Raw genomic sequence first — 25,748 nt, 5'->3', positions numbered from 1 at the left:
TTACATTCTATAAAACATTTGCTAATCTGTATATGGACAAATATTTAAAGAATTTGTACATTTTTCAGGTGGTGGATCTATGAGTATATTAAAAGATGCTAAGCGATTACCAGCAATTGATTGGAAATTATCGTTCTTCGGGGGACATACACAAGAAGTCGATGAGGGATGGTCTGTAGCTGAGGACAAGCACTTGGCTTTTGAATTGATCTATGTCATTCAAGGAAGTGAAGATGTTATTATAGATAAGACTTGTTACCACTTAGAAGCAAGTGACATGGTCATTATTCCCCCAAACAGCCTTCACAAAATCCAGGCCGGTCCTAGGCTTCATTATTTTTGCACGCATTTTGATATTGACGACCCAGATTTCGTCTCTGACATGATCAATTACAGCGACATTAAGATTACACCACAAAGTAGTTTTTTTATAGCAATCAAAGAAGTGATCCAACGTTGGATTCAATTGATCAATAACCCCGCTATCAAAGAATTCGAAAAGAAAATGCACATTCAAATTTTATTATCCCAATTTCTGCTTATATTGAATCATGAGATTGAGAAAAAAAAGCAACAGCAGCTCTTCCAAGAAAACAGCAACTTAACGATTCACTATGCAAAAACTATTTCAAAAAAAATTCAGTTGGAATTACAGAAAATTTGGAAAGATCCTCAAAAGCAGCGCTGTTTGTCTGATATATCAATCAAGGAGCTGATTGAAGAGATTGGTATCCAAGCATCTTATGGCAGTACTCTCTTTAAAAGAGTGTATGGTCTTTCTCCAAAAAAATATGAATCATCCTTGATTTTAAAAGAAGCAAAAAATTTGCTTAAGATCCACTCCCTTTCGATTGAGGAAATCAGTGAACAACTGCGTTTTAACTCCCTAGCAAGTTTCAGCAAACAATTTAAGCGGTGGGTCAACATGTCTCCGCAACAATACCGAAACAAATACTACAAATCGCTGAAAGAAAACGAATAATCAAAAAGTCGTTGAAACTATATTGTTTTCAGCGACTTTTTGATTGTTCAATTTTCATTGCATCTAACGATAACAAATAAAAACGAACCATTTATATATAAAGTTAGCTTTGTGTATCCAGTTCCCAAAAAGGTATTTGAAAAGTTCTCGCTCCTTTGTGAATAAAACGTTAGTATACACGTGCCAATGAATAATCTCTTTATGCACGATAGAGAAAATACAACGGTAGTTTTGCTAATTGGGATTCAGCGATTCAGCAAACATCAGGAAATGTTTCCATACATAAAAACACGATAGAAATTGTGAATAAACTGAACCCTAAGCAAAATAAACCGCCAATAAAACAGTTTATTATTTATCATTTAAATATATATTATATATAATATATGACCATTTTTGTGCTAAAATTCAAGTATAAGCAAATCAACCTTTAGGAGTACGTGATCGATGGAATTAGAGCCAAAAGTAGCAAAATTGATTGTTAAAAGCTTAAAAGATATCATCAACCATGAAATCAATCTTTTTGATACCTCGGGTACGATCATAGCTAGTACAGATACCGTGCGGATTGGTACCAGTCATGAAGGCGCCCGTTTAGCAGCCAAAAATCAACAGACATTAACGATTGAACATGACAATCAATTTAAAGGAGCAAAAAAAGGAATCAATATCCCGGTCCTTTTTAATCAATCCGTTGTAGCAATTATTGGAATTACTGGCGAGCGTACAAAGGTAGAACCTTTGGGGAATATTATCAAAAAAATGACGGAGATTTTGATCCGAGAAAACTGGATTCAATTGACAAATTTCCATCAACGGCAAAACTACCACAGTCTAGCTACGATGCTGATCGCTCCTCAAAGAGATGATAGCTTGGCGGCTTATTTAGCCTCGCTCTTGGACATTGATTTGGAACGACCTCGCATCCTCGTGATAGGGAAATTCCTTTTTACTAGAGAAAAAAATAATCTGAATTATGAAAAACTGCTCCATACCATCCAATCGCATTTGCACATTTTTCCAGGTAGTTTCTTCTCGCTGATCAATCAAGAAATTTGCCTGTTTTTCGAAAAGCAGGAAGAAGCTTCGCTGATCCCCCTACTGATGCAAATGCAAAAGGATATTTCTAAGCGTTTTGATCGTCAAATGTCCTTTGGGATCGGCGGTTTAGCAGAAACCATCGATGAGTATTGGTCTAGTTATGAAAAGGCGCAAAAAACCGTCAATTGGTTGATCAATCAAAAAAGTGCGACCATCTCTTCTTATCAAGAAATGGATTATGGGTTGCTCTTTGTCGGGATTTCTGCAGAAGATAATAAACAATTGCAAAAGAAAGTGCTTGGCAGTCTGACTGTTGAGGAGATTGAGCAGTTCCAATTGATCTTTGAAACGTATAAACGCTACAATGGTAGTATTATGAAGTGTGCCGAGGCACTTTTTTTACACAAGAATACTTTTCAAAACAAACTGAATCGCATCACGGAAAAGACGGGCTACAATCCACGTAATTTGAGTGATTTTACTGTGTTGTCGGCTGCTTTTATGAGTTATCGCTTGTCTAATCTAGAGAGATGATTTGTTGAACAAGCAACTGCTTCAGCGTAACAAACTTCGCATTTAAAATTGATGGTATCATTTGTTGTTCAAGTCATCTGTTTCCAATCAGCCTGATTATCCATCAACAGCCTAACTCATAGCACCAGCAACGTTTCCCTGTTTTCTTTCTTCCAGTGGACGAAAAATTGTTTTTACACTGTATTTTTGAGTTTCAATACACGCAACAAAAAGAGCGCTCCTGTGAGAAGAAACGCTCTTTTATTATGTCCTTTAGTTGTGAACAGCTCGTGCTCTCTTTTCAATGAAAAGGAAAACAAATGACCTCGATTCGTTACTGTTAACCTTGCAGTTTTAAATCATTGATCGTTTCATAATAGTTTGCGATTGCAGAATGATCCCTTTTTTCTAATCCGTAGGCTTTCAGTGATTGCATAATCTCCATTGCAGATGCTGTAAATGGTGTAGAAACATTACTATCATGTGAGGTGTCTAATGCATTTTGTAAGTCCTTGATATGCAATTCGATACGGAAACCAGGATCGAAGTTGCCAGAAAAAATCTTTTCTGATTTTTGATCCATGACTGTGCTTCCTGCCAAACCTGTGCGAATGGCTTGATAAACTGCTTCAGGAGAAACACCTGCTTTTTTAGCTAGACAATAAGCTTCAGAAATAGCTGCGATGTTGATCGCTACAATCATTTGATTGGCTAGTTTCGTAATATTTCCAGCCCCTACTTCACCGACTCGTGTCACAGAAGAAGCCATCGTCTTCAATAAAGCTTCATATTTCTCAAAAACTGCTTTTTCTCCGCCAACCATTACCGCGATCGTTCCATCAATGGCTTTTGGTTCTCCACCAGAGACAGGCGCATCAATAAAATGGACTCCTTGTTCTTTCAAACGAGCCGCAAAGTCTTGGCTGGCTTTTGGTGCGATTGAACTCATATCAATGACTGTTTTACCAGCTGACAAGCCTTCAGCGATCCCTCCAGGATTGAATAGCGCCGCTTCTACGTTTGGAGAATTCGGTAGCATCGTAATGATCACTTCTGCTGCTTCTGCCACCTTGGCGCCTGACTCTGCTGCATGTGCACCAGCTGAAACAACTTCATCGATTGCGGATTGGTTAAAATCAAACACAATAACCTCATAGCCATTCTTTACTATATTTTTCACCATTGGTTTACCCATGATTCCTAAACCGACAAATCCTACTTTCATCAATACCATCTCCTACTTTCGTTGATTTAATAAATATGCTCGGATCGCGGTTTCTCCAGCGATCACCACATTTTCCTCTACTTGTGTCATTGCTTCTTGCAAACTCATTGGTCGATGGATAATTGGCAAAATAAGGTCAATTCCAGCGGCATAAGCTGCCGAAACCTCTTTCTCCCGACTACCGACCACAGCAATCACCGGTTTATGGTGCTTTTTGGCTAGCTCGGCAATTCCCACAGGAACTTTGCCATTCAGCGATTGCTGGTCAAGCTTGCCTTCGCCAGTTATGACGAGAGCAGCTTGGGCAATTTTCTTTTCAATTTCTACTAAATCTAAGATCGTTTCAATACCGTTGCACGTTTTGGCTTGGCAAAACACTTGCAATGCAGCCCCTAGACCGCCTGCTGCGCCTGCACCTGGTGCGTCCGCAATATCAATCTGCATCTCTTTTTTGATCACAGAGGCATAATGTTTCATCCACTGATCATAGGTTTTCGTTTGGTCAATCGGAATGCCTTTTTGAGGACCATAGATAGCAATGGCACCTTTTTCACCGACTAACGGATTCGTTACATCCGATAAAATATTGATTTTTACATCCTTTAATCGTGGATCAATTTTAGAAATATCTATCGAAGCAAGCTTTGCTAATCCAGCTAATCCTCTCGGGATGTCCTTTCCTTGATCGTCGTAAAAGGAGACCCCTAATGCTTTTGCCATTCCAGTCCCGCCATCACTTGTTGCACTGCCGCCTATGCCAAGGTAGATCTCTTTTGCGCCTTCATCGAGGGCAGCCAAAAGCAACTCCCCTACCCCGTAAGTCGAAGCATTTAAGGCATTCTCAGCATTTTGCTCGATCAAAGTAATCCCACTTGCTTCTGCCATTTCTAATACGACGATTTGATTAGGTAAAACACCATATTGCGCCTTCACAGGATTTCCCAATGGATTTTGAACAGTTATCCTTTTTCGTTTTCCTGCCAAGGCATCAACTAAAGCTTCGACTGTGCCTTCTCCACCATCGGCGACTGAAAATTTATCGATAGGACTATGAGGCAAAACCCGACGAATCCCTTTTTCTAACCACATTGAGATATCTTTACTGGAGGCACTTCCTTTGAAAGAATCTGCTGCAATCACAATTCGCTGTTCTTCCATGAATCCACCCCCTTTTCTATAGTTAGGCTTGATTATAAGAAACCCGCCTTCTTCATTTCATCAATCATCTTGTCTAACACAACGCCCTTACTTGCTTCCGTCGGCAAGATCGAAGGTCCCACATTCAAGCCCATCAAGTTTGCCATATCTTTGGTAGCTGAAGGGAAACTTGCTGCATCTTGCGATAAACGGATCGGGTTCAGGGTAAATTGGTTCTTTAGCGCGCCTTGGAAATCACCAGATACGTACTGGTCATAAATACCGCAAACCAATTCAGGATAAATATTTGCCGTTGAACACACACCGCCGACTGCTCCCACACAGAGTGAAGGATAAACAATGGTATCTTTTCCTGCAATCACTCGAAAGCCAACATCAGCATTCCGTCGAACCAATTCGCTTAGGAAGGTCAAATCTCCGCTCGAATCTTTTATCCCTACGATATTCTCAACGGTATGCGCCAGCTTTTCGATCAATGGTTGACTCAACGAATACCCAGCTCTTGCTGGATTGTTATACAAAAGCACCATCGTATCGGAAACCGCGTCTGCGATTGCTTTAAAATGATTGTACAGTGCTTCTTCTGTGGGTTTGATGAACATTGGGTGTAAAACGGAAATACCAGCGATCGGCAATTTTGCTGCCTGTTTGGCAAGTGCCACCGCATGTTTCGTACGTATTGGGCCCATCCCAAAGAAAACAGGTACTTTTCCAGCGGCTTCATCTAAAATGATTTCTGTTGCTGCAAGCATTTCATCATGTTCGAACATATAAAACTCACTATTACTGCCAAAAGCCAAAATGCCATGAACACCATGATCGATCACATGCCGTACGATCTTTCGCAACTTAGTTTCGCAAATCATTTCTTCTTCATTCACTGGCGTGAGTAAAGGAACAATGATCCCTTTAATCTTTTCTTTTTCCATTATGGTCAATCCTCTCACTCAAAGCTTCGATTAATTTGTATTCGCTCGATTACTCTCTGACTAAAGCTGGTTTCTTATTGTCAAATGTCCAGCCAGGAATCAAGTACTGCATGGCAATCGCATCATTGCGCGCCCCTAAGCCTTCTTTTAAATACAGTTGATGCGCTGCATCTAGCTTTTCTCGGTCAAGTTCTAGCCCAAGGCCATGGGAATTTCTTGGAATGGTAATTTCACCGTTTTTGATTTGATGCGGATTTTTGGTCAAGCCTTCGCCATCTTGCCAAATCCAGTGGGTATCTGCGGCATTTACTTCCCCAGGTGCTGCCGCTGCAGTATGAGCGACCATCGCCAAAGAAATATCAAAATGATTATTGGAATGCACACCCCAAGTCAAATCTAGGTCATGACATAACTGCGCCACACGCACACTGCCTTGCATCGTCCAAAAATGCGGATCTGCCAGCGGAATCGTCACACTATCTAAGCGAATCGCTGCTTTCATTTCTCGCCAATCCGTTGCTACCATATTCGTCGCCGTCGGCAATCCTGTTTTTCGGCGGAATTCTGCCATCGTTTCTCTACCAGAGAAGCGACCTTCTGCACCACAAGGATCTTCTACATACGCTAATACGCCGTGAAGGTCTTTGCAAAGCGCAATTGCATCATCTAGTAACCATCCGCCATTCGGATCAAGGGTAATCCGAGCATTGGGAAATTCTTTTTTCAACGCTTTGACGGTTTGTACTTCTTCTTGCCCTGATAACACGCCGCCTTTTAATTTAAAGTCCTCAAAACCATAGCGCTCATAGGCAGCTTTCGCTATCTTGACGATTGCTTCTGGGGTCATCGCTTCTTCACGACGTAGTGCTCCCCATGAATCATCGAGCGTATTGTCAGAAGCATAAGGCAAGTCTGTTTTGTTGCGATCTGCTACATAAAACAGATAACCTAAAAACTTCACTGATTCGCGCACTTGTCCTTCACCTAACAAAGCGGCAACGGGCACCTGCATGTGCTGTCCTAGTAAATCCAACAATGGCGCTTCAACAGCAGTCATAACATGAACCGTCGTTCGCAAATCAAATGTTTGGTTCCCGCGCCCACCAGCATCCAACTGTGCATAACGTTCGTGAATCTCTTTCACGATGTTTTTGTATTCACCCAAAGTCCGACCCACAACTAATTCACGACAGTCTTCCAATGTCTGACGAATTTTCTCACCACCTGGCGCTTCTCCTAAACCTGTATTACCTGTGTCATCAGTTAAAATAACGATATTTCTAGTAAAGAAAGGGCCATGGGCTCCACTTAGATTTAATAGCATACTGTCATGTCCTGCTACAGGGACAACTTCCATTTTTACGATTTTTGGAATCATCAAAATCTCTCCTAGTCAAATTGATAGTTTTTAATATACTGTTTCCCCCAAAAAGAATACAGAGTATCGAGTGCAGACTTTTCGTCGAAAAACAGTGAATTTATGTGCTAAAGAACATTTTTAAATAAAGATCCCCAATAAGATCCCTACTAGCGTCCATGCCAAGCTGATTCCCCAGAATTTAAAGAAGGAATAACGCAAGAATTTTCGTACATTGGTTTCCCCTAAATCACAAGCCATGATGATTTGTGGTTGGGCAATCAGTGAAGCAAACGCACCAATATTAAAGAATAATGTCAAGGCAACAATATCTGGAGCAACGCCATATTCTCCTGCTAAAGCTGCAATGATCGGAATGAGCGCAAAAAACCAAGTATCGTTGGTAAACAACAGCATCAATGGTGTGCTGAAGATAGCGATCGCAATATGAACATAGGGACCAACAGCTGCGGGAATAATATTCACGAGAACTTGAACCATCGCATCCATCATGCCCGTTCCTTGCAAGATCCCCACGACAACCCCAGAAAGCAAAACGATGGGCGCAATCGGATATGTTTTTGAAGCATATTTACTGATCAATTGATTTTGATCTTTGAAGTCTGGATAGTTCACGCACAAAGCGATGATCAAACCAGCTGCGAAAATATAGTAAGAAGGCAGGTTTGAAAACGACAAAGCGATCACTAAGAGGATGGTCAAGATCAGATTGAACCAAAATAGCTTGGGACGAGCAAGCGGTCCATAGTTTTGCTCTTTCGCTAATGAATCAGCGATCCCTTCAAATTTTTCTCCATTTGCCAGATGCTTTTTATGGACACCTAAACCTAAAAAATAACCAAGGATCATCGTTCCGATAAAGACAGTGATCCAAACAGGTAGTAAGGTGGTAAATAAGGTCATCGGTGCATTGGGTACATCTGGAAGCAGACTTGCAGCCCGTAAGATCCGTGCGTTCCATGGTGTGATCGATCCTAACATGATACCGACTGAGCAAAGAAAAACGAGTATCACCGGATCGATTTTCAACTTCTTAAATAGCGGCAAAAACAACGGGATCGCAATTAGATAGGTCGACATGACACTTCCATCTAATGTGGTGATCACCGAAATAAACACAGTCAAGCTGCAGAGAATCGGCGCTTTGATTTTTACTTTTTTTAAAAACTTGAATACCATAATATCGAAGACTGCTGCATCAGATATCAGAGAAAAATAAGGTAATGAAAACATGATCATCAAAAAGATGTCTCGTGTCATATCAAGACCGTCAGCGATATATCCTTCCGTCGCTGTCCAGCTTGCCCCGCTTAAGAAAGAAAATGCGACAGGTATCAATGCAAAACAGACAAGTATATTTATTTTATTTCTTAGTAATAAACCCGTGATCAATGTCATCATGACAAAGCCAAGAATAGCTAAATAGCTCATTTTTTATATCCCTCCGATTAATAGATCAGTCAAAGAGGAATATAGCTGAAACTTCAAGCAAAAATTTCAGCTATATCTCTGACATCAAGTAGTCCTTCAATAAATACCTTTAGCGCACAAAGCAAGGTTTTTTTGAGTCAAACTGCCAATCTTCAATAAAGTATTGCATCGCAATTGAATCATCACGATCACGGTATTTGGGATCCATTGACTGGTACAATTGATGTGCTTCCAGCAATTTCTCCATATTGATTTCAATACCTAGGCCAGGTTTATCGGTGATTTTGATCACGCCATCTTGAATCAAGACAGTGTCATCGCAAAGTTCTTGTCCATCCTGCCAAATCCAGTGTGTATCGATTGGTGTAATATTTCCTGGTGCAGCTGCGGCACACTGTGCGAATGTTGCCAACGTAATATCAAAATGGTTATTGGAGTGAGAACCCCAAGTCAATCCCCAGTCATTCAAGATTTGGGCCATGCGAACACTTCCGTTTAATGTCCAGAAATGCGGATCAGCCAGAACGATATCTACTGCTTTTGAATTTAATGCATGATAAAATTGTCGCCAGTTGGTCGCAATCATATTTGTTGCCACTTGATGTCTCGTGGCTGTTTTGAATTCATTCATGATCTCACGACTTGAAAAACCTGCTTCAGGACCACATGGATCCTCCACATAAGAAATCGTGTCTAGTTTGTCTTTGCAAAGCTCGATTGCCTCTGCTAACGACCAAGCACCATTAGGATCAATATTGATTCGCGCTTCTGGAAACGCCTCATGTAAAGCAACTACTGCTTCCATTTCCTCTGTTCCCTTCAGCACGCCACCTTTGACTTTGAAATTTTTGAACCCATAGCGTGCCTCAAGTGCTTTTGCTTGCTGCACCATTCCCTCTGGTGTTAAGGTTTCCTGTCTTCTAATGCGCTCCCACTCATCTTTTGGCTCTTCCTCTATGCGATAAGGCAGATCGGTTTTCCCTGCATCGGCGATATAAAACAAATACCCCAACACTTCAACTTCATTACGCTGCTGACCATCACCTAACAATGCACACATCGGTTTATTTAGAAACTTGCCAAGCAGATCCAGCATCGCACATTCAACCGCTGCCTCCGCTTGGACGACAAATTTCAGATTTTTTAAATCCAACCCTTGAAGTCCTTCCCCATCATTTCCTTTCATCGCCGCTCCATTTTTGCGAATCGTTGTAATCACATTACGATAATTGGCAATTTCTTGACCCACGACAAAAGGAATGTAACTCTCCAGCATTTTGGTGATGTCTTCACCGCCATGGATCTCACCAATGCCTCTATTCCCAGTTTCGTCTTCTAATACAACAATATTCCTCGTAAAATAAGGTGCATGACACCCGCTTAAGGTAAGGGTCGGACTGTCATACCCAGCAATCGGAAACACCTGCATCTTTGTCACTTTTGGAGAACCATTTTTACTCATATTCATTCCACCTTCTCTATTATTTTTGGTTTGTTCAGTTTGAAGAAAAACATGCTTCGTAATCAAAACGCTTTACGTTTTTATAAATTGCTTCCTGTGCATACCACTAGATCCTTCTTCGCTCATTCTTGTTAACAAAATCACAATCCATTGGTCAGTAAATGTTTTTGAAGAATTCTGCTCATTTTTCGAGCAATCGAAACAAAAATCAGTTTCTAGAAAGAAGGGTCCGAAACACTAACTAGACTAAGGGAACTTCTGATAGTTCTCGCACATTTCCAGTCAGATGTCGAAAAAGCGTCAGCGTATGGAAGCGGTTTATGATCATTAACTTGCTCTAAGAATACAAATATTCTTCGCGAATAAAAAGGGGATGTGAGATAGTTATCCGCATCGTTTCTGCTTGATAAATGTTACAGAAACCATTTTAAGAATTCCAAAACAGCCAAATTTTTTCTGTAATCGACGGACTACAAGCGTAAAAACGGTAGGTCACCCCATCGAGAAAATAACAAAAAAAAACCGATAATGCCCTTGATGACCTCTTTCAGCAAAAAGAACTAAATTTTACTGAATCAGTCGATCAAAACACATGAACGGTTTTGTCGCTACTTTTTATTCTGTTTTCTGCTAACCCAAGTCCCCATTGGATAATTATATTTGTTTTTGCCCGTTGTAGACTTTTGTTATCTGTTGAAGGGACTTTTCCCCATTGATTTTTTTAGCGTCACATAGGTAACGATAGACAGTATGACTATTCCTAAGAAAATCAACCGATCATTCAAGACTTCATCCGTCTGCGGGAGAAGCTTCTGCTTATTATGGTTGGCATCACCACTTCTTGCCGAGCTAGAAGAGTGACTTGACCCACTATTATTTAGCAAACCACCGATTGTATTGCTTGTACTACTTTCACTACTTGGTTCGGTTGTACTACTGGTGCTGCTTTCGCTACTTGGTTCCGTACTACTACTTGTGCTGCTTTCGCTACTTGGTTCCGTACTACTACTTGTGCTGCTTTCGCTACTTGGTTCCGTGCTGCTACTTGTACTACTTTCACTACTTGGTTCCGTAGTACTACTAGTGCTGCTTTCGCTACTTGGTTCCGTACTACTACTTGTACTGCTTTCGCTACTTGGTTCCGTGCTGCTACTAGTGCTGCTTTCGCTACTTGGTTCCGTACTACTACTCGTACTGCTTTCGCTACTTGATTCCGTGCTGCTACTTGGTTCCGTACTACTGCTGGTGCTACTTTCAGTACTTGGTTCCGTAGTACTACTAGTGCTGCTTTCGCTACTTGGTTCCGTACTACTACTTGTACTGCTTTCGCTACTTGGTTCCGTGCTGCTGGACTCCCCTGGTTCACCGGTTCCGCCACCACCGCCACCATAGCGTGGCGTATAGCCAGTAATACTGCTTGTTCTTGGCACATCATTGACAAAAGCATCAAGGATGCCCCGATTGGTATATTGTTCCAATGAACCATCCGTTTCTGTTTTGTAGGTAATGTAGATCCGTTCCTCCGTATCCCGCAAAGGAATTTCAAAGGACCCATCACTATTTAAAACGATCGGTACTTGCTCGACATACGTTGGGTTGGAAACGCTGGGTCCATAGACCACTCGAGCACTCGTACTAACTAAAGTCTGATGAGGACCTACAAAGTCAATAAACGTTCCATCTTTGATTGCCACTTGGTTCGTGTCAAACGAGTTGATATACACACGCCAATCAATGATCCGTTTGGGTTCTTGCGTACCTAAATACAGTCCTTGTTTGGCGAGTAAGGCACCCTTCCCTGTATCATCCACTGCTTGAATAAAAATAGGCACCGATTGCGTCCCATTTGCCGTTTCAAAGCTGATGTTGTTGATCTGGTTTTCTATCACGTCATCACTGAACTTTGTCCAAAAATAAAAGTCCCCATGTACATTGGTATTTTGTTCGACAAATTCCGTGAAAACAAAGGTCAGCTGATTGCCAACTTGGGTAACATTGACCACTAAGTTGTTATTTTCATCGTATAAAGCATACGTATTATTAACGCCTTCAATCTCAGCTGGCAAAGTGACGGTCGCTTTGTCACCTGCTTTTAAATCACCTAAGTCCTCCAAACTCCAGGTCATATCTATTTTGAAGGAATCATCCTTTTCAATACTTGTGATGACCTCGTTGCGGCTATTAACGATCGATACATTGGTGATCAGCTTGGCTCCCACATCGGTTTCCCCATAAACAACCCGCATACCAGCAAAAACAGGAATCAACAGCAGCAAGACAGCAAATGCTTTTCCTAGACGTTTGATCATTGATTTCCTCCCTTAAGTGAGCGCTTAGCTAAACCTATCGGTCACAGCAATTACTGTACTCGTCATGAATATTGTCATTAACAGTTGTCTTTTTGTTTCACGGTGAGAAAAATAAACTTCCAGTTGCCACATTCTTGCAGCGTAACAGCGACTGCCTAATAGAATCAGTGTTAACTAATTTTATCTGCTTTTCGGTGATTTACACAATTAAAACGCTTCATTGGTGAAAGAAAATAACAATGCAGCAAACAAAAAACCAAATCCCAATCTGTGTGGATTGAAAGGGATTTGGCTAAAAAATAAATCACTCTGTCGGATCGGCGATCCTATCAATTTGCTGGAAGTACCGGTACTGACAAACAAAGTAAAAAACGATTTGGAAAATCAAAAAGAGACTAACGATCACGCCATAGTATTGCCAAACAGGCAATTCTACTAAAATACGCAAAGCGGTCATTGCCACCGCAAAATGGATCATTGCCACGACTGTTGGCAAGAAGTACATCACTTGCAGCTGGCGTCTCAGAACGTTGTGACGCTCCTTGGGCGACACGCCTAAAATATGCAAGGAACGATGATACGCACCATCTTTATCTAAATCTGCAAATAAACGGAAATAGATAATCGAAGCGGAGAAAATAAAGAAAACCGAACCCAGTAATACCGTGATCATTAAGATGATGCCATTTCCTTGACGATTTTCTTGGAAAACTTGGTATTTCGAGGTATAAGACGTACGCATCGGAATGTCTTTTGCCGCTTCTGACCACTCTTCATCCGTATAGTCACCTTTGGCTTCAAACTCCCGACTGAGTTCTTCGTATTGCTGATCGATCAAGGCATTTTCTTTATCTAACTTTCCATTGAAATCAGATACCAATTCAGGTGTTTCAGCCCATTCTGGATAGTCTAACCAAATAAAACCAGATTCCATATCATCGTTAGATTCTTGTAAAAGAGCTTGCCATTCCTCAAAGGTCTTATCTGTCACAACTGACAAACCAAAGTGATTCAGAGAAAGCATTGAGGGGCTGTGGACAATCGAAATATCCTTTTTTATACCGGCTTCTGAACCCAATTCAAGTGGATAGATACTTGTGCGTTCGTTCTCAGGGACTTCTAGAAGCTGTTTTCGACGTGAATAATTAGCACTAAGTGTCATTATTTGATTATCTGCAACGGAATCAGCTTCCTCACCGATTTGTTTCATCATTTTCTGATAGTCGCTTTCTCGCATAATTGAAAAGCCATTCGTCGTATAAAATGAATCATTCATAACTGCAGATTCATCAAGATTCGCATAGGCCCATAGTAAGGAAACACTATCCGTTACAGGCGCATACCCTTTTTCTTCTATGGCAGTTTTAATTTCATTCACTTTTCTCTCAGAATGATCGAGGTCTTCTGGCCCAGACCACGGAAACACATAGGCTACACTGATTCCTTGTATCGAAGAAAAAGAAGAACTGCCAATCGCCAGCATCACGGAAATCCCAACGAATGCCACGGAGGTACTTATAGCGATCAAACTATACATCGCCGCATTGTCTCGCATGCGAAAAATCCATTCGCTGATAGTCAGCATCCGAGTCCCTCGTAAGAAGGTCGGGCGTTTCTTTAATCGTTTCAATAGAAATACGCTGAACTGATGGAATGACAAAATCGTGCCTGCAACAGTCAACAAGACTCCTAGCATAAGTGGCAGCATTGAGTACGTTTGGTAGCTAAAATAATAGACCGATCCATAGCCAACTAGTAACAGCACAATTCCTGAAAATGCCAATGCCCAATGACTTTTTGGCTCAGGACGTGGTTTTTCATTTTCCTTGATCAATGAGATGATCTGTTCTCCTTGCAAGGCCCGAGTACTGAAAAAGGAGATCAAGAGGAAAATAAAGACATAGATCCCAAAGGTCAATTCTAAACCTTCCATAGGAACCATAAATTTCAGTCCTTCTGTTAGATACATGACATTTTGCGCAATCAGCAGCAATAATTTCGTCAATAAAATCCCTAACCCAATACCAGTTACTGTGGCACAGGTTCCTAAAAGGGCATTTTCGACAAACAAAATCTTTCGCAGATCTTTTTCTTCGATCCCCAAAATCAAGTAGATCGCCAGATCACGTTTGCGTCGTTTCAAAAAGACCACAAATGTATACCATAAAAACAACAGCGACAGTAAGGCGATCACCACGAGTGCGACGGATAGACCAACCTTAGCTAAGCTTGAAAGTGTATCGCTATTAGATAAGTTTTCTTCCAATTGCGGATGAAAGAGCAAAAGACTAAAGATATAAAACACCATCGCCGCAAAGGCGCTGCTGACGAAGTAGGCCGCATAAGTTCGAAAATTCCCCCGCAGATTACGAATGATCAACTGTCTGAAATTCATGGCGGCGACCTCCTAAATGTGCTAGGACTTCAAGAATTTTTTGATAAAATTGCTGTTGATCAGCACCACGATAGACTTCGTTATACAGCTTTCCGTCTTTGATGAAAACGACCCGATCAGAAAAGCTGGCGGAATACGGATCATGGGTGACCATCATGGTGGTCACCTTGCGCTGCTTGTTCATCTGACTTAGTATTTCCATGACATCTCGTGCTGCCTTTGAATCAAGATTCCCCGTCGGTTCATCTGCTAAAAGCAATTCCGGCTGATGGATCAAAGCTCTAGCGATCGCAACCCGCTGCTGCTCCCCACCGGAAAGCTGATAGATGCGTTTGTCTTTTTTCTCATAGATCCCAAGTTCACGTAATAGCTGTTTCGAACGTTCTTTCATCTCAGGAACCGGCACCCGATCCAATGTCAGTGGTAAAATAACATTCTCAAGCACGCTCAATGGCGAAAGCAAATTGTAGTTTTGAAAAACAAAGCCTAGTTGCCGACGACGAAACTCCGCGAGTTTTTGCTTAGATAAATCCAGTGGCTGCTCGCCCTTGAGGATCACCGAACCTGAAGTCGGTTTATCCAATGTTGCCACCAAGTTCAACATGGTGGTCTTGCCACTGCCAGATGGACCCATAATGCTGATAAATTCTCCTTCTGGCACTTTGAGATCGATTTGCTGTAAAACCTCAACAGACACTTCCCCTGTATAGGTTTTCGATACATTTTTCAATTCTAGTAAAGCCATCATCTTCACTCCTTTGCTACCAGTTTAGCAGGCGGAACCGCAATCAGTTATCGATTTCATGATAGAAAGCTTACAAAAATGTAAGAAAGCCTTCACCTCCGAAATGTTAAGGTAACTGTCGTGCCTTGATTCTCCTTAGAGGCAAGCGACACATCGATATCTAATTGTGTACTGATCGTTTCAACTAAATAAAGACCGATCCCAGTTGCCTCTCCTGTTTGCCGCCCATTCTGACCTGTATAAAAGGGGCGAAAAACTCGCGGGAGATCCGCTGTTGCAATCCCGCAGCCTTCATCTGCGATCGTTAAGCTTCTAGAAAAAGGATCGATCTCAAAATAGACTTTACTGTCTGGCTTTGAGTACTTGATGGCGTTGCTGATGAGTTGAAAGAGCAAAATACCTAGCCATTTTTTGTCTGTTGTCACCGTGATATCTGCTTCACTCATCAGCTTCGGATAGACTTCACTGCGAATAAAATTTCGCTTCTGGTCACCGATACTGTGTTTTAACAATTCCAACAATGAGGCTGATTCGATAACGAAGTCCTCCGTGAAATCTTCCAAGCGCACAAAATTCAGCGCAGTCGCCAAGCCACTTTTTAAGCGATCTGTTTCAGCCAAAAGATCATAGCTATCGACTTCTTCACTTTCAGCCATTAGCGCCAAAACTGAGACAGGTGTTTTCATTTGATGAACCCAGATATTCATGAAACGAATATGATTTTGATGGTGCTGATCTAATTCCGTCAGCCGCTCTTGCTCTTGCTGTTCATGGGCATCGAACTGCTTGCGCCATTGCTTGGAAAGGTAGCCATTGCTTCGGTGTGTCGCTCTTCCATGCTTGATATACTGATAAAACGCAGTATTGGAAAGGTAATCTACCAAATAAACAAGAACAATGAACAGCCCGAATAGAAGCAGACCATAACCAATTACGAGGTAATTTCGATAGCCATCCAACCAAATCACTAAAACGAACAATGAAATGGCTAGGAAGGTAACGAGTAGTTTAGGTAAATGAACACTTGCATATGCTTTCATTCTTCCGTACCTATCACTGATAAAGCGTAACCCTTTCCGCGAATCGTTTGGATCGGATCATTAATGCCCATTGCCGCCAATTTTTTTAGCAAACGGCCGACATTGACAGAAAGCGTATTGTCATCAACGAAGCGCTCATCATCCCATAATAGATTTAAGATCCGTTCCCGTTTGACCATCTCTGGGTGTGCCGACATTAACAGGGTCAATAATTCTCCTTCTCGAACAGTCAGCCATTCACTGACTTCACGATAGACCATCTTCAATGCTTCGGGATAGTAGATCAATTCGCCGGCTTTCAAACTTCTCGCCCGATCAGACTGTGAATAATCCCCGTAGACTCTGCGAATGTGGCTTTTTACTTTTGCCAGCAGCAAATCATAAGAAAAAGGTTTGACTAGATAATCATCAGCACCGTATTCTAATGCCATCACTTGGTCCATATTGCCGTCACGTGCGGAGATGAAGAGAATTGGAACCAACGAACGTTCCCTGATTTTTTGACACCAATAAAACCCATCATAATAAGGTAGATTGACATCCAACAAAACCAAATCAGGTTGGATCAGCAAGAATTCATCTAAAACCGCAGCGAAATTTTCTGGAACAAAGGTTTGATACGCATAGCGGGATAATTGATTTTCCATCATTTTGACTAACGATTTGTCATCTTCGACCACGAATATTTTCATATAAATCCTCCTGTTTTCTCTAAAGTTTACCAAATCTGTGTGAAAAAAACTGCAAAATTCCAGCTTTTTTAAAAAAAGTGTACTTATTTATTGTAAGCAAAATTATTTTATAGTATACTACATTTTGTGATTAAAACTTACTTAAAGTAAAGGTGGAAAAAAATGAAAAATATTTTAGTTGTTAAAGCCAATAACCGTCCTGATGGAGTATCTGCAAAAATGTTTGATACGTTCGTTGAAAATCTTGATACCAACAATGTGGACGTTGTAACCTTTGATGTGTACGCACAACCAATGCCTTATATCGGTCAAACGTTATTTGAAGCATTTGGCAAACTTTCACAAGAACAAGAATTAAACCAAGAAGAACAAGAATTGATGACTGTCCGTCAAGACGTGATGAACAAATTCGCAGCAGCGGATACCATCGTTTTCGCTTTCCCAATGTGGAACTTAACGATTCCTGCTGCCTTGCACACATTCATCGACTATATCTTCCAAGCTGGCTTTACTTTTTCTTATAACGAAGATGGTTCAATGAACCAATTATTGAAAGACAAAGAAATCGTTCTATTGAATGCCCGTGGTGGTGTTTACTCAGGCGAAATGAGCGCAATGGAAAACGCTGTAACCTTTATGGAAAAAGTTTTCGGTGGTATGTTCGGCATGAACATCACAGAAGAAGTAATCATTGAAGGCCACAATGCAGATCCTTCTAAAACAGCAGAAATCATTGCTGAAGGTTTAGAACGCGTAGCAGCTGCTGCGAAAAAATTCTAATCATTGCTATCGATCAACTCCTCAACAAAGCGCTATTGCTTGTTGAGGAGTTTTTTATCCAAAAGCGTAGCTCGTCCATGGGATCGATAAAATAAAGAAGCCCCTTAGAACACAGCGGTCTAAGGGGACTCTTTTTATTTTGATGCTTTCCAATCAACAGGCAACAGCTCTTCTAGCGTCATGATTTTTCCTGCTGCGATCATGACCTGCGTATTATGGTTGGCAGGATCCAGCTGGCTGATGAATTCACGGCAACGACCACAAGGTGGGATCGGCTCACCTGCCGAATTGATTGCAACCATCTGTAACACCCGCTGCTGACCATCGGTGATCATTTGCGCAGCCGCAGCCTGTTCGGCGCAAAAACCCATAGAACAGCTGGTATCGATACAGATCCCTGTATAAATCTGTCCATCTGCAGTAGCCAGAGCTGCCGCGACACTCCCTGCTTCTGCAAATTGAGAGAGCTGTCTGAATCCCAGTTTTTGCTTCGCGGCATCGATCAGCAACTGAAAGTCCATTTTTCTTCCTCCAATAATAAGCTGGCTCATGGTTAAATGAACCGTTTAAGCACCCGCCATGATTTTCGTCAATAGCTCAGGATCAAAGGTCTTTTCCCGCAGCATCGCGATTTCATAGCCATAAGGGGCTTTTTTATTCTTTTTGTCTTCGCCAACATAGGGTGTTTCCAAAATTTTCGGTAACGCTGATAATTGCTCATGATGAACGATCTTATTCAAGGCTTCAAAGCCGATCGTGCCAAAACCAATATTCGCATGTCGGTCTTTGTGGCTGCCCTGTGGATTTTTTGAATCATTGACATGGATGACCTTCAAGCGATCCAACCCGATGATTTTGTCAAACTCGTTTAACACGCCGTCAAAGTCTTCTTTGACATTGTAGCCAGCATCGTTCGTGTGACAAGTATCTAGTGTAACGGATAATTTTTCATTTAAGTTGACACCATCGATAATTGCTGCCAATTCTTCAAAGCTGCGACCAATCTCGGTGCCTTTACCTGCCATTGTTTCTAATGCGATCTGGGCAGTTTGATTTTTTTCAAGGACCTCGTTCAAGCCTTTAATGATCTGCTTGATCCCAGCTTCTGGTCCTGCACCGACATGGGCACCGGGGTGCAATGTGATTTGAGTTGCACCTAAAGCTTGGGCTCGTTGGATTTCTTCTTGTAAGAACGAAACAGCAAAGCCAAAGTTTTCTGGTTTGATGGTATTGCCTAAATTAATGATGTACGGGGCATGGACGACGATATTCGAAATTCCTTTTTCCGTCATAAAATCTTGTCCAGCTGCGATCTGCATCTCTTCGATCGGTTTGCGCCGCGTGTTTTGCGGAGCTCCGGTATAGATCATAAACGTAGTAGCTTGATAGCTAGCTGCCTCTTCTGCTGCTCCTAAAAGCATTTTTTTGCCGCTCATTGAAACGTGTGAACCAATCAACATTTTTCTTTTCCTCCTAAATCTAGTCTTCTCTATTATCGATAAAAGCGCCTTGTAAAGCGATTATTTTGCTCATTGCCGTATTTTTTTATCAAGCGAGTCCAAATAACATCAGAACACCCGTCATTAGCGGCATACTTATCAAAAAGCTAATGGAAGAAACGAACCCCACCGCTTCTTCCTCCATTCCAGCAATCACGGAATTAATGACACCGAATAAAGGAATTGGAGCAAACACTAACAAACAAAGAACTGGCTTTAATAAAACTGGGATTGGTAAAACATAGAAAGCTGCGAACAGCACGAATGCCAGTCCGTACCGCAAGCTTAAAATTTTGATCACTGTTTGGGTGGTATGCTTCGGTAAGCGGAAATCCAAAAATAAGCCAATCATAAACATGGACAAAAACGTATTTGCGATCCCGATTGGTTGGACAAGCGCCAATGCCGCTTCGGGAATCCTCCAATCCGCACTGCGGATAATCAGCATCACTAGATAAATAGTAAACGTTGGCGAACGCAGGAGATTCAAAAAGATTTTCCCTGGTTCAAACGTCGTCCGCTTTCCAATCAAGAATTCGATGAAAATCGTCGTTCCCCCTGCCAACATGATACTGTTCCCCATATCAAACAGCGAAATCAGCGGAATCCCTAAAGGATAAAAGCTTTGGGCAAAAGGAATCGCAAAATTGCCGATATTAAAGCCTGAACCGCAGTACATCGCAAACTGCTGCAGCGTGTTCGATTCTTTTTTGGTCAAGAAAAATGCGAAGAGGATCTGGACGATCGTAATGATCAACGCGATCACAATCAAACTAAGCGCACTGACTTGTACTTGCATTGAAGCTAAATTCAAAATGATTGCTGCCGGTAACGTCACATTCAAAATAATTTTGGATAAGATCGAGCCATCCGCTTTTGAAAGGACATTTAGCCGCTTAAGAAAATACCCTAAGAAGATCATGGCAAATAAACCGGCGGCATTCAACACTATATTTCCCATTCCAACAAAAACCCTTCCTCTACAAAAATTTGAAAAAAGCGAACCAACAAGGCGGTTCGCTTTTTGCGATTAAAATGTTAATAAGAAATATTTTTTCTTGCCACGACGAATCACGACGTATTTTCCACCGATCCGATCACTTGCTTGGAGCTCGTACGTTAGGTCTTGGACGCGTTCCCCATTGATGTAGATGGCACCATTTTGAACGTCTTCTCTTGCTTGACGTTTTGATGGTTCGATTTTAGCAGTCGTCAACACTTCAACGATGTTCAAAGAATCATCTGCTGTTACCTGATGGCTTGGCACCCCTTTGAAGCCTTGTTCGATCTCTTCAGCGTTCAATTCTTTGATATTGCCACTGAATAAACTTGCTGAGATGCGTAAGGCTTGTTCATAAGCCTCTGCCCCATGAACCAAAGTAGTGACTTCTTTTGCCAAAGCTTTTTGTGCTGCTCGAGATTCTGGTGCAGCGTTAAACTCTGCTTCGATCGCAGCGATTTCTTCTAATGATAAGAAGGTGAAATATTTCAAGAATTTGACTGCATCACGATCATCCGTATTGATCCAGAATTGGTAGAACTCGTAAGGCGTCGTTTTCTTGGCATCTAGCCAAACCGCATTGCCTTCTGTTTTCCCAAATTTCGTTCCATCTGCTTTTGTGATCAATGGCATAGTCAAACCGAACCCTTGAACTTCACGCTCACGACGCAATAATTCGATCCCAGAGGTGATATTCCCCCATTGATCGCTACCGCCTAATTGCAACAAGCAACCGTGGTTGTCGTAAAGGTTCAAAAAGTCATAGGCTTGTAAAAGCTGGTATGCAAATTCGGTGTAGGAAATTCCTGTTTCGATCCGACGTTTGACACTTTCTTTGCTCATCATGTAGTTGATGGTAAAGTTTTTCCCCGTGTCCCGTAAGAAATCGATCAGTTTCAATTCCCCTAACCATTCATAGTTATTGGCAATGATGGCAGGATTTTCTTGGTCATCAAAATCAATAAAGCGAGATAATTGGCTTTTGATACTTTGTGACCATTCCAAAACGGTATCCAATGTGTTTAATTGACGTTCTTGATCTTTAAAGGATGGGTCACCGATCATTCCTGTACCGCCACCAACTAATGCGATCGGCACATGTCCGTTTTGTTGGAAACGGCGCAACATCAAAATAGGCAATAAATGACCAATATGCAGGCTATCTGCGGTAGGATCAAAGCCGATATATAGTTTCACAGACTCTTCATTTAATTGTTTGGTCAAGGCTGCTTCGTCTGTGGTCTGATGAACTAATCCGCGTTGCTTTAGTTCTTCAAAAAAGTCTGTACTCATTCTTTCTCCTCCTAATAATTGCTTCATTGTTCATCTTAACTGAAAAAGAGGGCAATGAAAAGTCTTTCTCTCAAAGTCCTTTACCAAAAAAGAAACTTTTAGGCAAATCAGTTCGTTTTCCCTTATTATCGCTGGTTCAATACAAATACCAACTGGCATTTTCTCGCACACTTCTTTCGATAACAGATAGGGTGCTACCCAAGCGCCTTGTTTTTTGCTATAATTACACGGAATCTATTCTAATTTATTGAGGTGACTCTTTTTGTCCCAGAAAACGAAAAATCAAAAGAATACAGAAAACAAAAATAGAGGCTGGTTCTATTTCAACATCAGTCTTAGGGTTTTACATGCCTTGTTCTTAGTTGCTATTTCTTTGCTGGTTCTAGGCGGTTCTTTAGCCTTAGGGATCGGTGCCGGCTACTTTGCTTTTCTTGTGGAAGATACCGCAGCTCCTTCTAAAGATGAGTTACAAAAAGAATTGACCGACATCACAGAGACTTCTCAACTCGCATACGCTGATGGCAGTAAAATCGCAACGATTCGCTCAGATCTGATGCGAACGTCGGTTAATTCCGATCAAATTTCAGACTACTTGAAAAAAGCGATCATCGCAACAGAGGACGAATATTTTAATATTCATAATGGGGTCGTACCAAAAGCAGTCGTGCGGGCATTATTATCAGAAGCGACAGGCTTTGGCGGCAGCGGGGGTTCCACTTTGACCCAGCAGCTGGTAAAACAACAAATCCTTTCCAGTGAAACGACCTTTAAACGCAAAGCCAATGAGATTTTATTAGCCATGGAAGTGGAGAAATTTTTCGATAAAGATGAGATCGTCACCATGTATTTAAACATCTCCCCTTTTGGTCGAAATAATAAAGGGCAAAATATCGCAGGTGTGCAAGAAGCGGCGCAAGGAATTTTTGGCGTCAACGCAGCTGACCTGTCTTTACCGCAAGCAGCCTTTATTGCGGGTCTGCCACAAAGCCCGATCGTCTACAGCCCTTATACAAATACGGGTGAGATCAAGGAAAACTTGACCGCTGGCTTAGAACGAAAAGACTTCGTGCTCTTCAGTATGTATCGTAACCACGATATTACGAAAGAAGAATACGAAGAGGCGCTTAATTATGACTTGAAGCAAGACTTCAAAAAACAAGAAGCCATTGAACAAACGGATCAAAGCTTCCTTTATTACACTGTGTTAAATGAAGCAAAAGACATTATTGCCAAACAGCTGGCAGATGAAGATGATGTCAGTGACGAAGAATATGCCAAAGACGAAACCTACCAAAAATACTTCGAATTGGCGCAGCAAAAACTGGTTAATGGTGGCTATACCGTCACATCAACGATCGATAAAGATATTTATAATGCAATGCAAGATGCCGTCGATAAATACGGCTATATGTTAGACAACTGGGGCGACTCCACCATCGAAGTCGGCAATGTCATGATGGACAACGCCACTGGGAAAGTACTAGGCTTTATTGGCGGTCGTAACTATGCTGAGAATCAATTCAACCATGCCTTTGATGCTAAACGCCAAGCAGGTTCAAGTATCAAACCAATGCTGGTTTACGGACCGGCGATCGAAAGTGGCTTGATGGGCTCTGAATCAATGGTTTCTGATTATGCCGCAAAATGGAGGACAGGAGAAAACGCCGGTGAGCCGATCGTCAATGCCACAAACCGTGGAACCAATACTTTTATGTCGATTCGCGAATCATTGGAAGTTTCCAGTAATATCGCAGCGACAAATATTTTCCAAGATCTGTGGGAAAAAGAAGGCGATCATTTTTATGCCTATTCAAATTATTTGAGCAAAATGGGCTATCCTGAAGATAACAGCTGGGCATATGAATCAGCGCCATTAGGGGTTACCGATGTCACAGTGTTGAATCAAACAAATGGCTTCCAAACATTTGCCAATAACGGTGTCTATCAGCAAGGCTACATCATCGAATCAATCAAGGATAATGAAGGCGAAGTGCTTTATCAGCATGAAGCCAAACCGGTCCAAGTCTTTTCTGAAGCGACAGCTTCCATCATGACCGACATGATGCGTAGTGTTATCGATGAGCAAAAAACCAGTTCCTTTAAATCGGTTATCAGCGGATTAGATTGGAACCTCGGGAATGCCGATTGGGTCGGTAAAACTGGGTCTACCAATAATTGGTCTGACTCTTGGCTAGTCGTTTCCACCCCATCGATCACCATCAGCAGCTGGTCAGGGCGGGATGACAATAAAGGGACCGATAGTGCAGCAGGAACTCGGACAGCCAATTACATGGCTTACTTGATCAATCGTATCTATCAAACAAACCAAGAAGTCTTTGGTGTAAATCAGAAGTTTGAACTTTCTAGTGATGTCAAAAAAGCTCAAGTTTCCAAGTTTACTGGTACCCAACCAGGGGGAACCGTGCGAGTCGATAATCGAACCTATACGAATCCAAGTAGTACCGTTACTTCTTATTGGGCAACTGGCGGACCAGATACGGTCGATTTCAAATTTGGGCTCGGTGGTTCAGATGCAAACTATGCTGACTATTGGAAAAAAGCATCTTCTAGCCGTTCAACAAATCGTTCGTCGAATACATCATCGAATAACGCATCCAACAATGTTACACCTACGGCAAATGATGAAGATGACGATGAGGAACAGCAAGACAATAATCAACAAAATACTAACAATGATGATGACTGATCAGCCTTGTGCTGATCAGTTTTTTTATGCAAAAAAAAGTGTGAGGAGAAAATCCATAGATTTTCTCCTCACACGAACGATCGTTGAAGCAAAAAGTGGAACAACAAGGCGTTGTTCCACTGATCGTTTGATCAAATCGTTGCTTATTTCGTAGAGCTTTTTTCTGAAATACCGTAAGGCAAGACGATCGTTTTTTGTTCTACATCTTCTTTGTTCATCATTTTAGTTAATAGACGCATCGCAACGGCACCCATATCATACAATGGTTGCGTCACACTTGATAAGCGTGGACGAGCTGCTTCAGCCAATAATGAGTTGTTGCTGGTGATGATCTCGAAATCCTCAGGAACTTTAACGCCTTTGTCTAACAAACCATCTAAGACGCCGATCGCTAACTCATCGTCTGTAACATAAGCTGCTGTTGCACCACTGTTGATGATGCGATCAACTAATGCTAAGCCTTCTTTAAAGCTGTATGGTGATTCAAAGATCAACCCTTCAGAATAGTCAAGGTTGTTTTCTTTCAAGGCTTCTTTATAGCCTTTCAAGCGGTTTTGGCCATTGATTGGATCGATCAAAGCACCGCTGACAAAAGCGATTTTTTGATTGTTTTTCGCCAATAATGAAACAGCATCTTTGGCAGCTGCTGTGTAATCGATATTGACACTTCCTACTTGTTCATCAGGATCGATCGAACCAGCTAAAACGACTGGTGTTTTTGAGCGAGAGAATTCCCCGCGAATTTCATCCGTGATGCGATGACCCATGAAGATAACGCCGTCCACTTGTTTTGCTAACAAGTTGTTCAAAACGTTGACTTCTTTCATCGTATCGCCATCAGAGTTGGCTAAGATGATATTGTATTTATACATGGTCGCTACATCATCGATCCCACGAGCAAGTGATGAGAAGAACATATTGCTGACATCAGGAATGATGACACCAACAGTCGTGGTCTTTTTACTTGCTAACCCTCGAGCAACTGCGTTTGGACGATAATCCAAGCGGTCGATCACTTCCAGCACTTTCTTACGAGTTGCTGGTTTTACATTTGGATTTCCGTTGACTACCCGTGAAACAGTTGCCATCGATACATTCGCTTCCCGTGCAACATCATAAATCGTAATTGTTTGTTTTTCCATGATATATCTCCCTTATTCTATTTTCAG

General features: G+C 41.6%; 20 protein-coding genes. 4 read left to right on the top strand and 16 right to left on the bottom strand.

Going from position 1 to position 25,748, the window contains the following annotated elements:
• Positions 1–79 precede the first annotated feature (79 nt).
• Together IGI69_RS06600 and IGI69_RS06595 are read left to right on the top strand one after the other, a co-directional pair.
• A complete protein-coding gene (locus tag IGI69_RS06600; RefSeq protein WP_087627344.1) occupies positions 80–982 on the top strand; it encodes an AraC family transcriptional regulator in 903 nt (300 codons plus the stop codon).
• Between the two features lie 447 nt (positions 983–1,429).
• Positions 1,430–2,557, top strand: coding sequence for a CdaR family transcriptional regulator (locus tag IGI69_RS06595; protein WP_087627343.1), 1,128 nt, complete (start codon positions 1,430–1,432; stop codon positions 2,555–2,557).
• A 319-nt stretch (positions 2,558–2,876) separates the two neighbouring features.
• Here IGI69_RS06595 and garR read toward each other — a convergent pair whose 3' ends face one another.
• The 11 genes from garR to IGI69_RS06540 form a co-directional block, all read right to left on the bottom strand.
• Positions 2,877–3,761, bottom strand: coding sequence for a 2-hydroxy-3-oxopropionate reductase (gene garR, locus IGI69_RS06590; RefSeq protein ID WP_086338335.1), 885 nt, complete (start codon positions 3,759–3,761; stop codon positions 2,877–2,879).
• Positions 3,762–3,773: 12 nt separating this feature from the next.
• The gene (locus IGI69_RS06585; protein ID WP_118214921.1) at positions 3,774–4,919 is read right to left on the bottom strand and encodes a glycerate kinase; all 1,146 of its coding nucleotides are present in this window, start codon (positions 4,917–4,919) and stop codon (positions 3,774–3,776) included.
• A 32-nt stretch (positions 4,920–4,951) separates the two neighbouring features.
• Positions 4,952–5,848, bottom strand: a complete 897-nt coding sequence (locus IGI69_RS06580) for a dihydrodipicolinate synthase family protein (RefSeq protein WP_010748025.1) — start codon at positions 5,846–5,848, stop codon at positions 4,952–4,954.
• Between the two features lie 49 nt (positions 5,849–5,897).
• A complete protein-coding gene (locus IGI69_RS06575; RefSeq protein WP_438740134.1) occupies positions 5,898–7,226 on the bottom strand; it encodes an enolase C-terminal domain-like protein in 1,329 nt (442 codons plus the stop codon).
• Positions 7,227–7,346: 120 nt separating this feature from the next.
• A complete protein-coding gene (locus IGI69_RS06570; RefSeq protein WP_118214923.1) occupies positions 7,347–8,657 on the bottom strand; it encodes an SLC13 family permease in 1,311 nt (436 codons plus the stop codon).
• Between the two features lie 109 nt (positions 8,658–8,766).
• Entirely contained in the window at positions 8,767–10,119 is a 1,353-nt protein-coding gene (locus IGI69_RS06565) for an enolase C-terminal domain-like protein (RefSeq protein ID WP_167822872.1), read from the bottom strand.
• Between the two features lie 686 nt (positions 10,120–10,805).
• Positions 10,806–12,428 (bottom strand): Ig-like domain-containing protein, encoded by a 1,623-nt coding sequence (locus IGI69_RS06560; RefSeq protein WP_438740131.1) that lies wholly within the window; start codon positions 12,426–12,428, stop codon positions 10,806–10,808.
• A gap of 304 nt (positions 12,429–12,732) precedes the next feature.
• On the bottom strand, positions 12,733–14,823 hold the full coding sequence (locus IGI69_RS06555) for an ABC transporter permease (protein ID WP_438740129.1): 2,091 nt from the start codon (positions 14,821–14,823) through the stop codon (positions 12,733–12,735).
• Positions 14,795–15,571 carry an ABC transporter ATP-binding protein gene (locus IGI69_RS06550; protein WP_438740127.1) on the bottom strand — a complete coding sequence of 259 codons (777 nt, stop codon included), beginning with the start codon at positions 15,569–15,571 and terminating at the stop codon, positions 14,795–14,797. The genes IGI69_RS06555 and IGI69_RS06550 overlap by 29 nt, the downstream gene beginning before the upstream one ends.
• 89 nt (positions 15,572–15,660) lie before the next feature.
• The gene (locus tag IGI69_RS06545; RefSeq protein ID WP_060792808.1) at positions 15,661–16,608 is read right to left on the bottom strand and encodes a sensor histidine kinase; all 948 of its coding nucleotides are present in this window, start codon (positions 16,606–16,608) and stop codon (positions 15,661–15,663) included.
• Positions 16,605–17,300 (bottom strand): response regulator transcription factor, encoded by a 696-nt coding sequence (locus IGI69_RS06540; protein WP_438740125.1) that lies wholly within the window; start codon positions 17,298–17,300, stop codon positions 16,605–16,607. Before IGI69_RS06540 ends, IGI69_RS06545 begins: the two co-directional genes overlap by 4 nt.
• Positions 17,301–17,462: 162 nt before the next feature.
• Between IGI69_RS06540 and IGI69_RS06535 the strand changes: the two genes are divergently transcribed.
• Entirely contained in the window at positions 17,463–18,080 is a 618-nt protein-coding gene (locus IGI69_RS06535) for an FMN-dependent NADH-azoreductase (protein ID WP_005225804.1), read from the top strand.
• Positions 18,081–18,214: 134 nt separating this feature from the next.
• Here IGI69_RS06535 and IGI69_RS06530 read toward each other — a convergent pair whose 3' ends face one another.
• The 4 genes from IGI69_RS06530 to tyrS form a co-directional block, all read right to left on the bottom strand.
• On the bottom strand, positions 18,215–18,601 hold the full coding sequence (locus IGI69_RS06530) for a cytidine deaminase family protein (protein WP_034858030.1): 387 nt from the start codon (positions 18,599–18,601) through the stop codon (positions 18,215–18,217).
• Between the two features lie 45 nt (positions 18,602–18,646).
• Complete coding sequence (locus tag IGI69_RS06525; RefSeq protein ID WP_438740122.1) at positions 18,647–19,540, bottom strand: deoxyribonuclease IV; 894 nt, start codon at positions 19,538–19,540, stop codon at positions 18,647–18,649.
• 88 nt (positions 19,541–19,628) lie between these two features.
• A complete protein-coding gene (locus IGI69_RS06520; protein ID WP_005225801.1) occupies positions 19,629–20,540 on the bottom strand; it encodes an AEC family transporter in 912 nt (303 codons plus the stop codon).
• 69 nt (positions 20,541–20,609) lie between these two features.
• Positions 20,610–21,872 (bottom strand): tyrosine--tRNA ligase, encoded by a 1,263-nt coding sequence (gene tyrS / locus IGI69_RS06515; RefSeq protein WP_005225800.1) that lies wholly within the window; start codon positions 21,870–21,872, stop codon positions 20,610–20,612.
• A gap of 262 nt (positions 21,873–22,134) precedes the next feature.
• Here tyrS and IGI69_RS06510 point away from each other — a divergent pair, with 262 nt between their 5' ends.
• Positions 22,135–24,579: a transglycosylase domain-containing protein gene (locus IGI69_RS06510; RefSeq protein WP_151195322.1), complete on the top strand. Its 2,445-nt coding sequence runs from the start codon at positions 22,135–22,137 to the stop codon at positions 24,577–24,579.
• A 143-nt stretch (positions 24,580–24,722) separates the two neighbouring features.
• Here IGI69_RS06510 and ccpA read toward each other — a convergent pair whose 3' ends face one another.
• Positions 24,723–25,721 carry a catabolite control protein A gene (gene ccpA / locus IGI69_RS06505; RefSeq protein WP_008378470.1) on the bottom strand — a complete coding sequence of 333 codons (999 nt, stop codon included), beginning with the start codon at positions 25,719–25,721 and terminating at the stop codon, positions 24,723–24,725.
• Positions 25,722–25,748 lie beyond the last annotated feature (27 nt).

Origin of the sequence: Enterococcus sp. DIV1083b, assembly GCF_051713705.1 — a bacterium.
Lineage (GTDB): Bacteria > Bacillota > Bacilli > Lactobacillales > Enterococcaceae > Enterococcus_D > Enterococcus_D casseliflavus.
The sequence above is the reverse complement of the archived record's forward strand: the minus strand, read 5'-3'. Positions and strand labels throughout refer to the sequence as shown.

Coding starts and splice junctions, on each gene's coding strand:
- IGI69_RS06600 (WP_087627344.1), top strand. CDS start 80: ATGAGTATATTAAAAGATGCTAAGCGATTACCAGCAATTGATTGGAAA.
- IGI69_RS06595 (WP_087627343.1), top strand. CDS start 1,430: ATGGAATTAGAGCCAAAAGTAGCAAAATTGATTGTTAAAAGCTTAAAA.
- garR (WP_086338335.1), bottom strand. CDS start 3,761: ATGAAAGTAGGATTTGTCGGTTTAGGAATCATGGGTAAACCAATGGTG.
- IGI69_RS06585 (WP_118214921.1), bottom strand. CDS start 4,919: ATGGAAGAACAGCGAATTGTGATTGCAGCAGATTCTTTCAAAGGAAGT.
- IGI69_RS06580 (WP_010748025.1), bottom strand. CDS start 5,848: ATGGAAAAAGAAAAGATTAAAGGGATCATTGTTCCTTTACTCACGCCA.
- IGI69_RS06575 (WP_438740134.1), bottom strand. CDS start 7,226: ATGATTCCAAAAATCGTAAAAATGGAAGTTGTCCCTGTAGCAGGACAT.
- IGI69_RS06570 (WP_118214923.1), bottom strand. CDS start 8,657: ATGAGCTATTTAGCTATTCTTGGCTTTGTCATGATGACATTGATCACG.
- IGI69_RS06565 (WP_167822872.1), bottom strand. CDS start 10,119: ATGAGTAAAAATGGTTCTCCAAAAGTGACAAAGATGCAGGTGTTTCCG.
- IGI69_RS06560 (WP_438740131.1), bottom strand. CDS start 12,428: ATGATCAAACGTCTAGGAAAAGCATTTGCTGTCTTGCTGCTGTTGATT.
- IGI69_RS06555 (WP_438740129.1), bottom strand. CDS start 14,823: ATGAATTTCAGACAGTTGATCATTCGTAATCTGCGGGGGAATTTTCGA.
- IGI69_RS06550 (WP_438740127.1), bottom strand. CDS start 15,571: ATGATGGCTTTACTAGAATTGAAAAATGTATCGAAAACCTATACAGGG.
- IGI69_RS06545 (WP_060792808.1), bottom strand. CDS start 16,608: ATGAAAGCATATGCAAGTGTTCATTTACCTAAACTACTCGTTACCTTC.
- IGI69_RS06540 (WP_438740125.1), bottom strand. CDS start 17,300: ATGAAAATATTCGTGGTCGAAGATGACAAATCGTTAGTCAAAATGATG.
- IGI69_RS06535 (WP_005225804.1), top strand. CDS start 17,463: ATGAAAAATATTTTAGTTGTTAAAGCCAATAACCGTCCTGATGGAGTA.
- IGI69_RS06530 (WP_034858030.1), bottom strand. CDS start 18,601: ATGGACTTTCAGTTGCTGATCGATGCCGCGAAGCAAAAACTGGGATTC.
- IGI69_RS06525 (WP_438740122.1), bottom strand. CDS start 19,540: ATGTTGATTGGTTCACACGTTTCAATGAGCGGCAAAAAAATGCTTTTA.
- IGI69_RS06520 (WP_005225801.1), bottom strand. CDS start 20,540: ATGGGAAATATAGTGTTGAATGCCGCCGGTTTATTTGCCATGATCTTC.
- tyrS (WP_005225800.1), bottom strand. CDS start 21,872: ATGAGTACAGACTTTTTTGAAGAACTAAAGCAACGCGGATTAGTTCAT.
- ccpA (WP_008378470.1), bottom strand. CDS start 25,721: ATGGAAAAACAAACAATTACGATTTATGATGTTGCACGGGAAGCGAAT.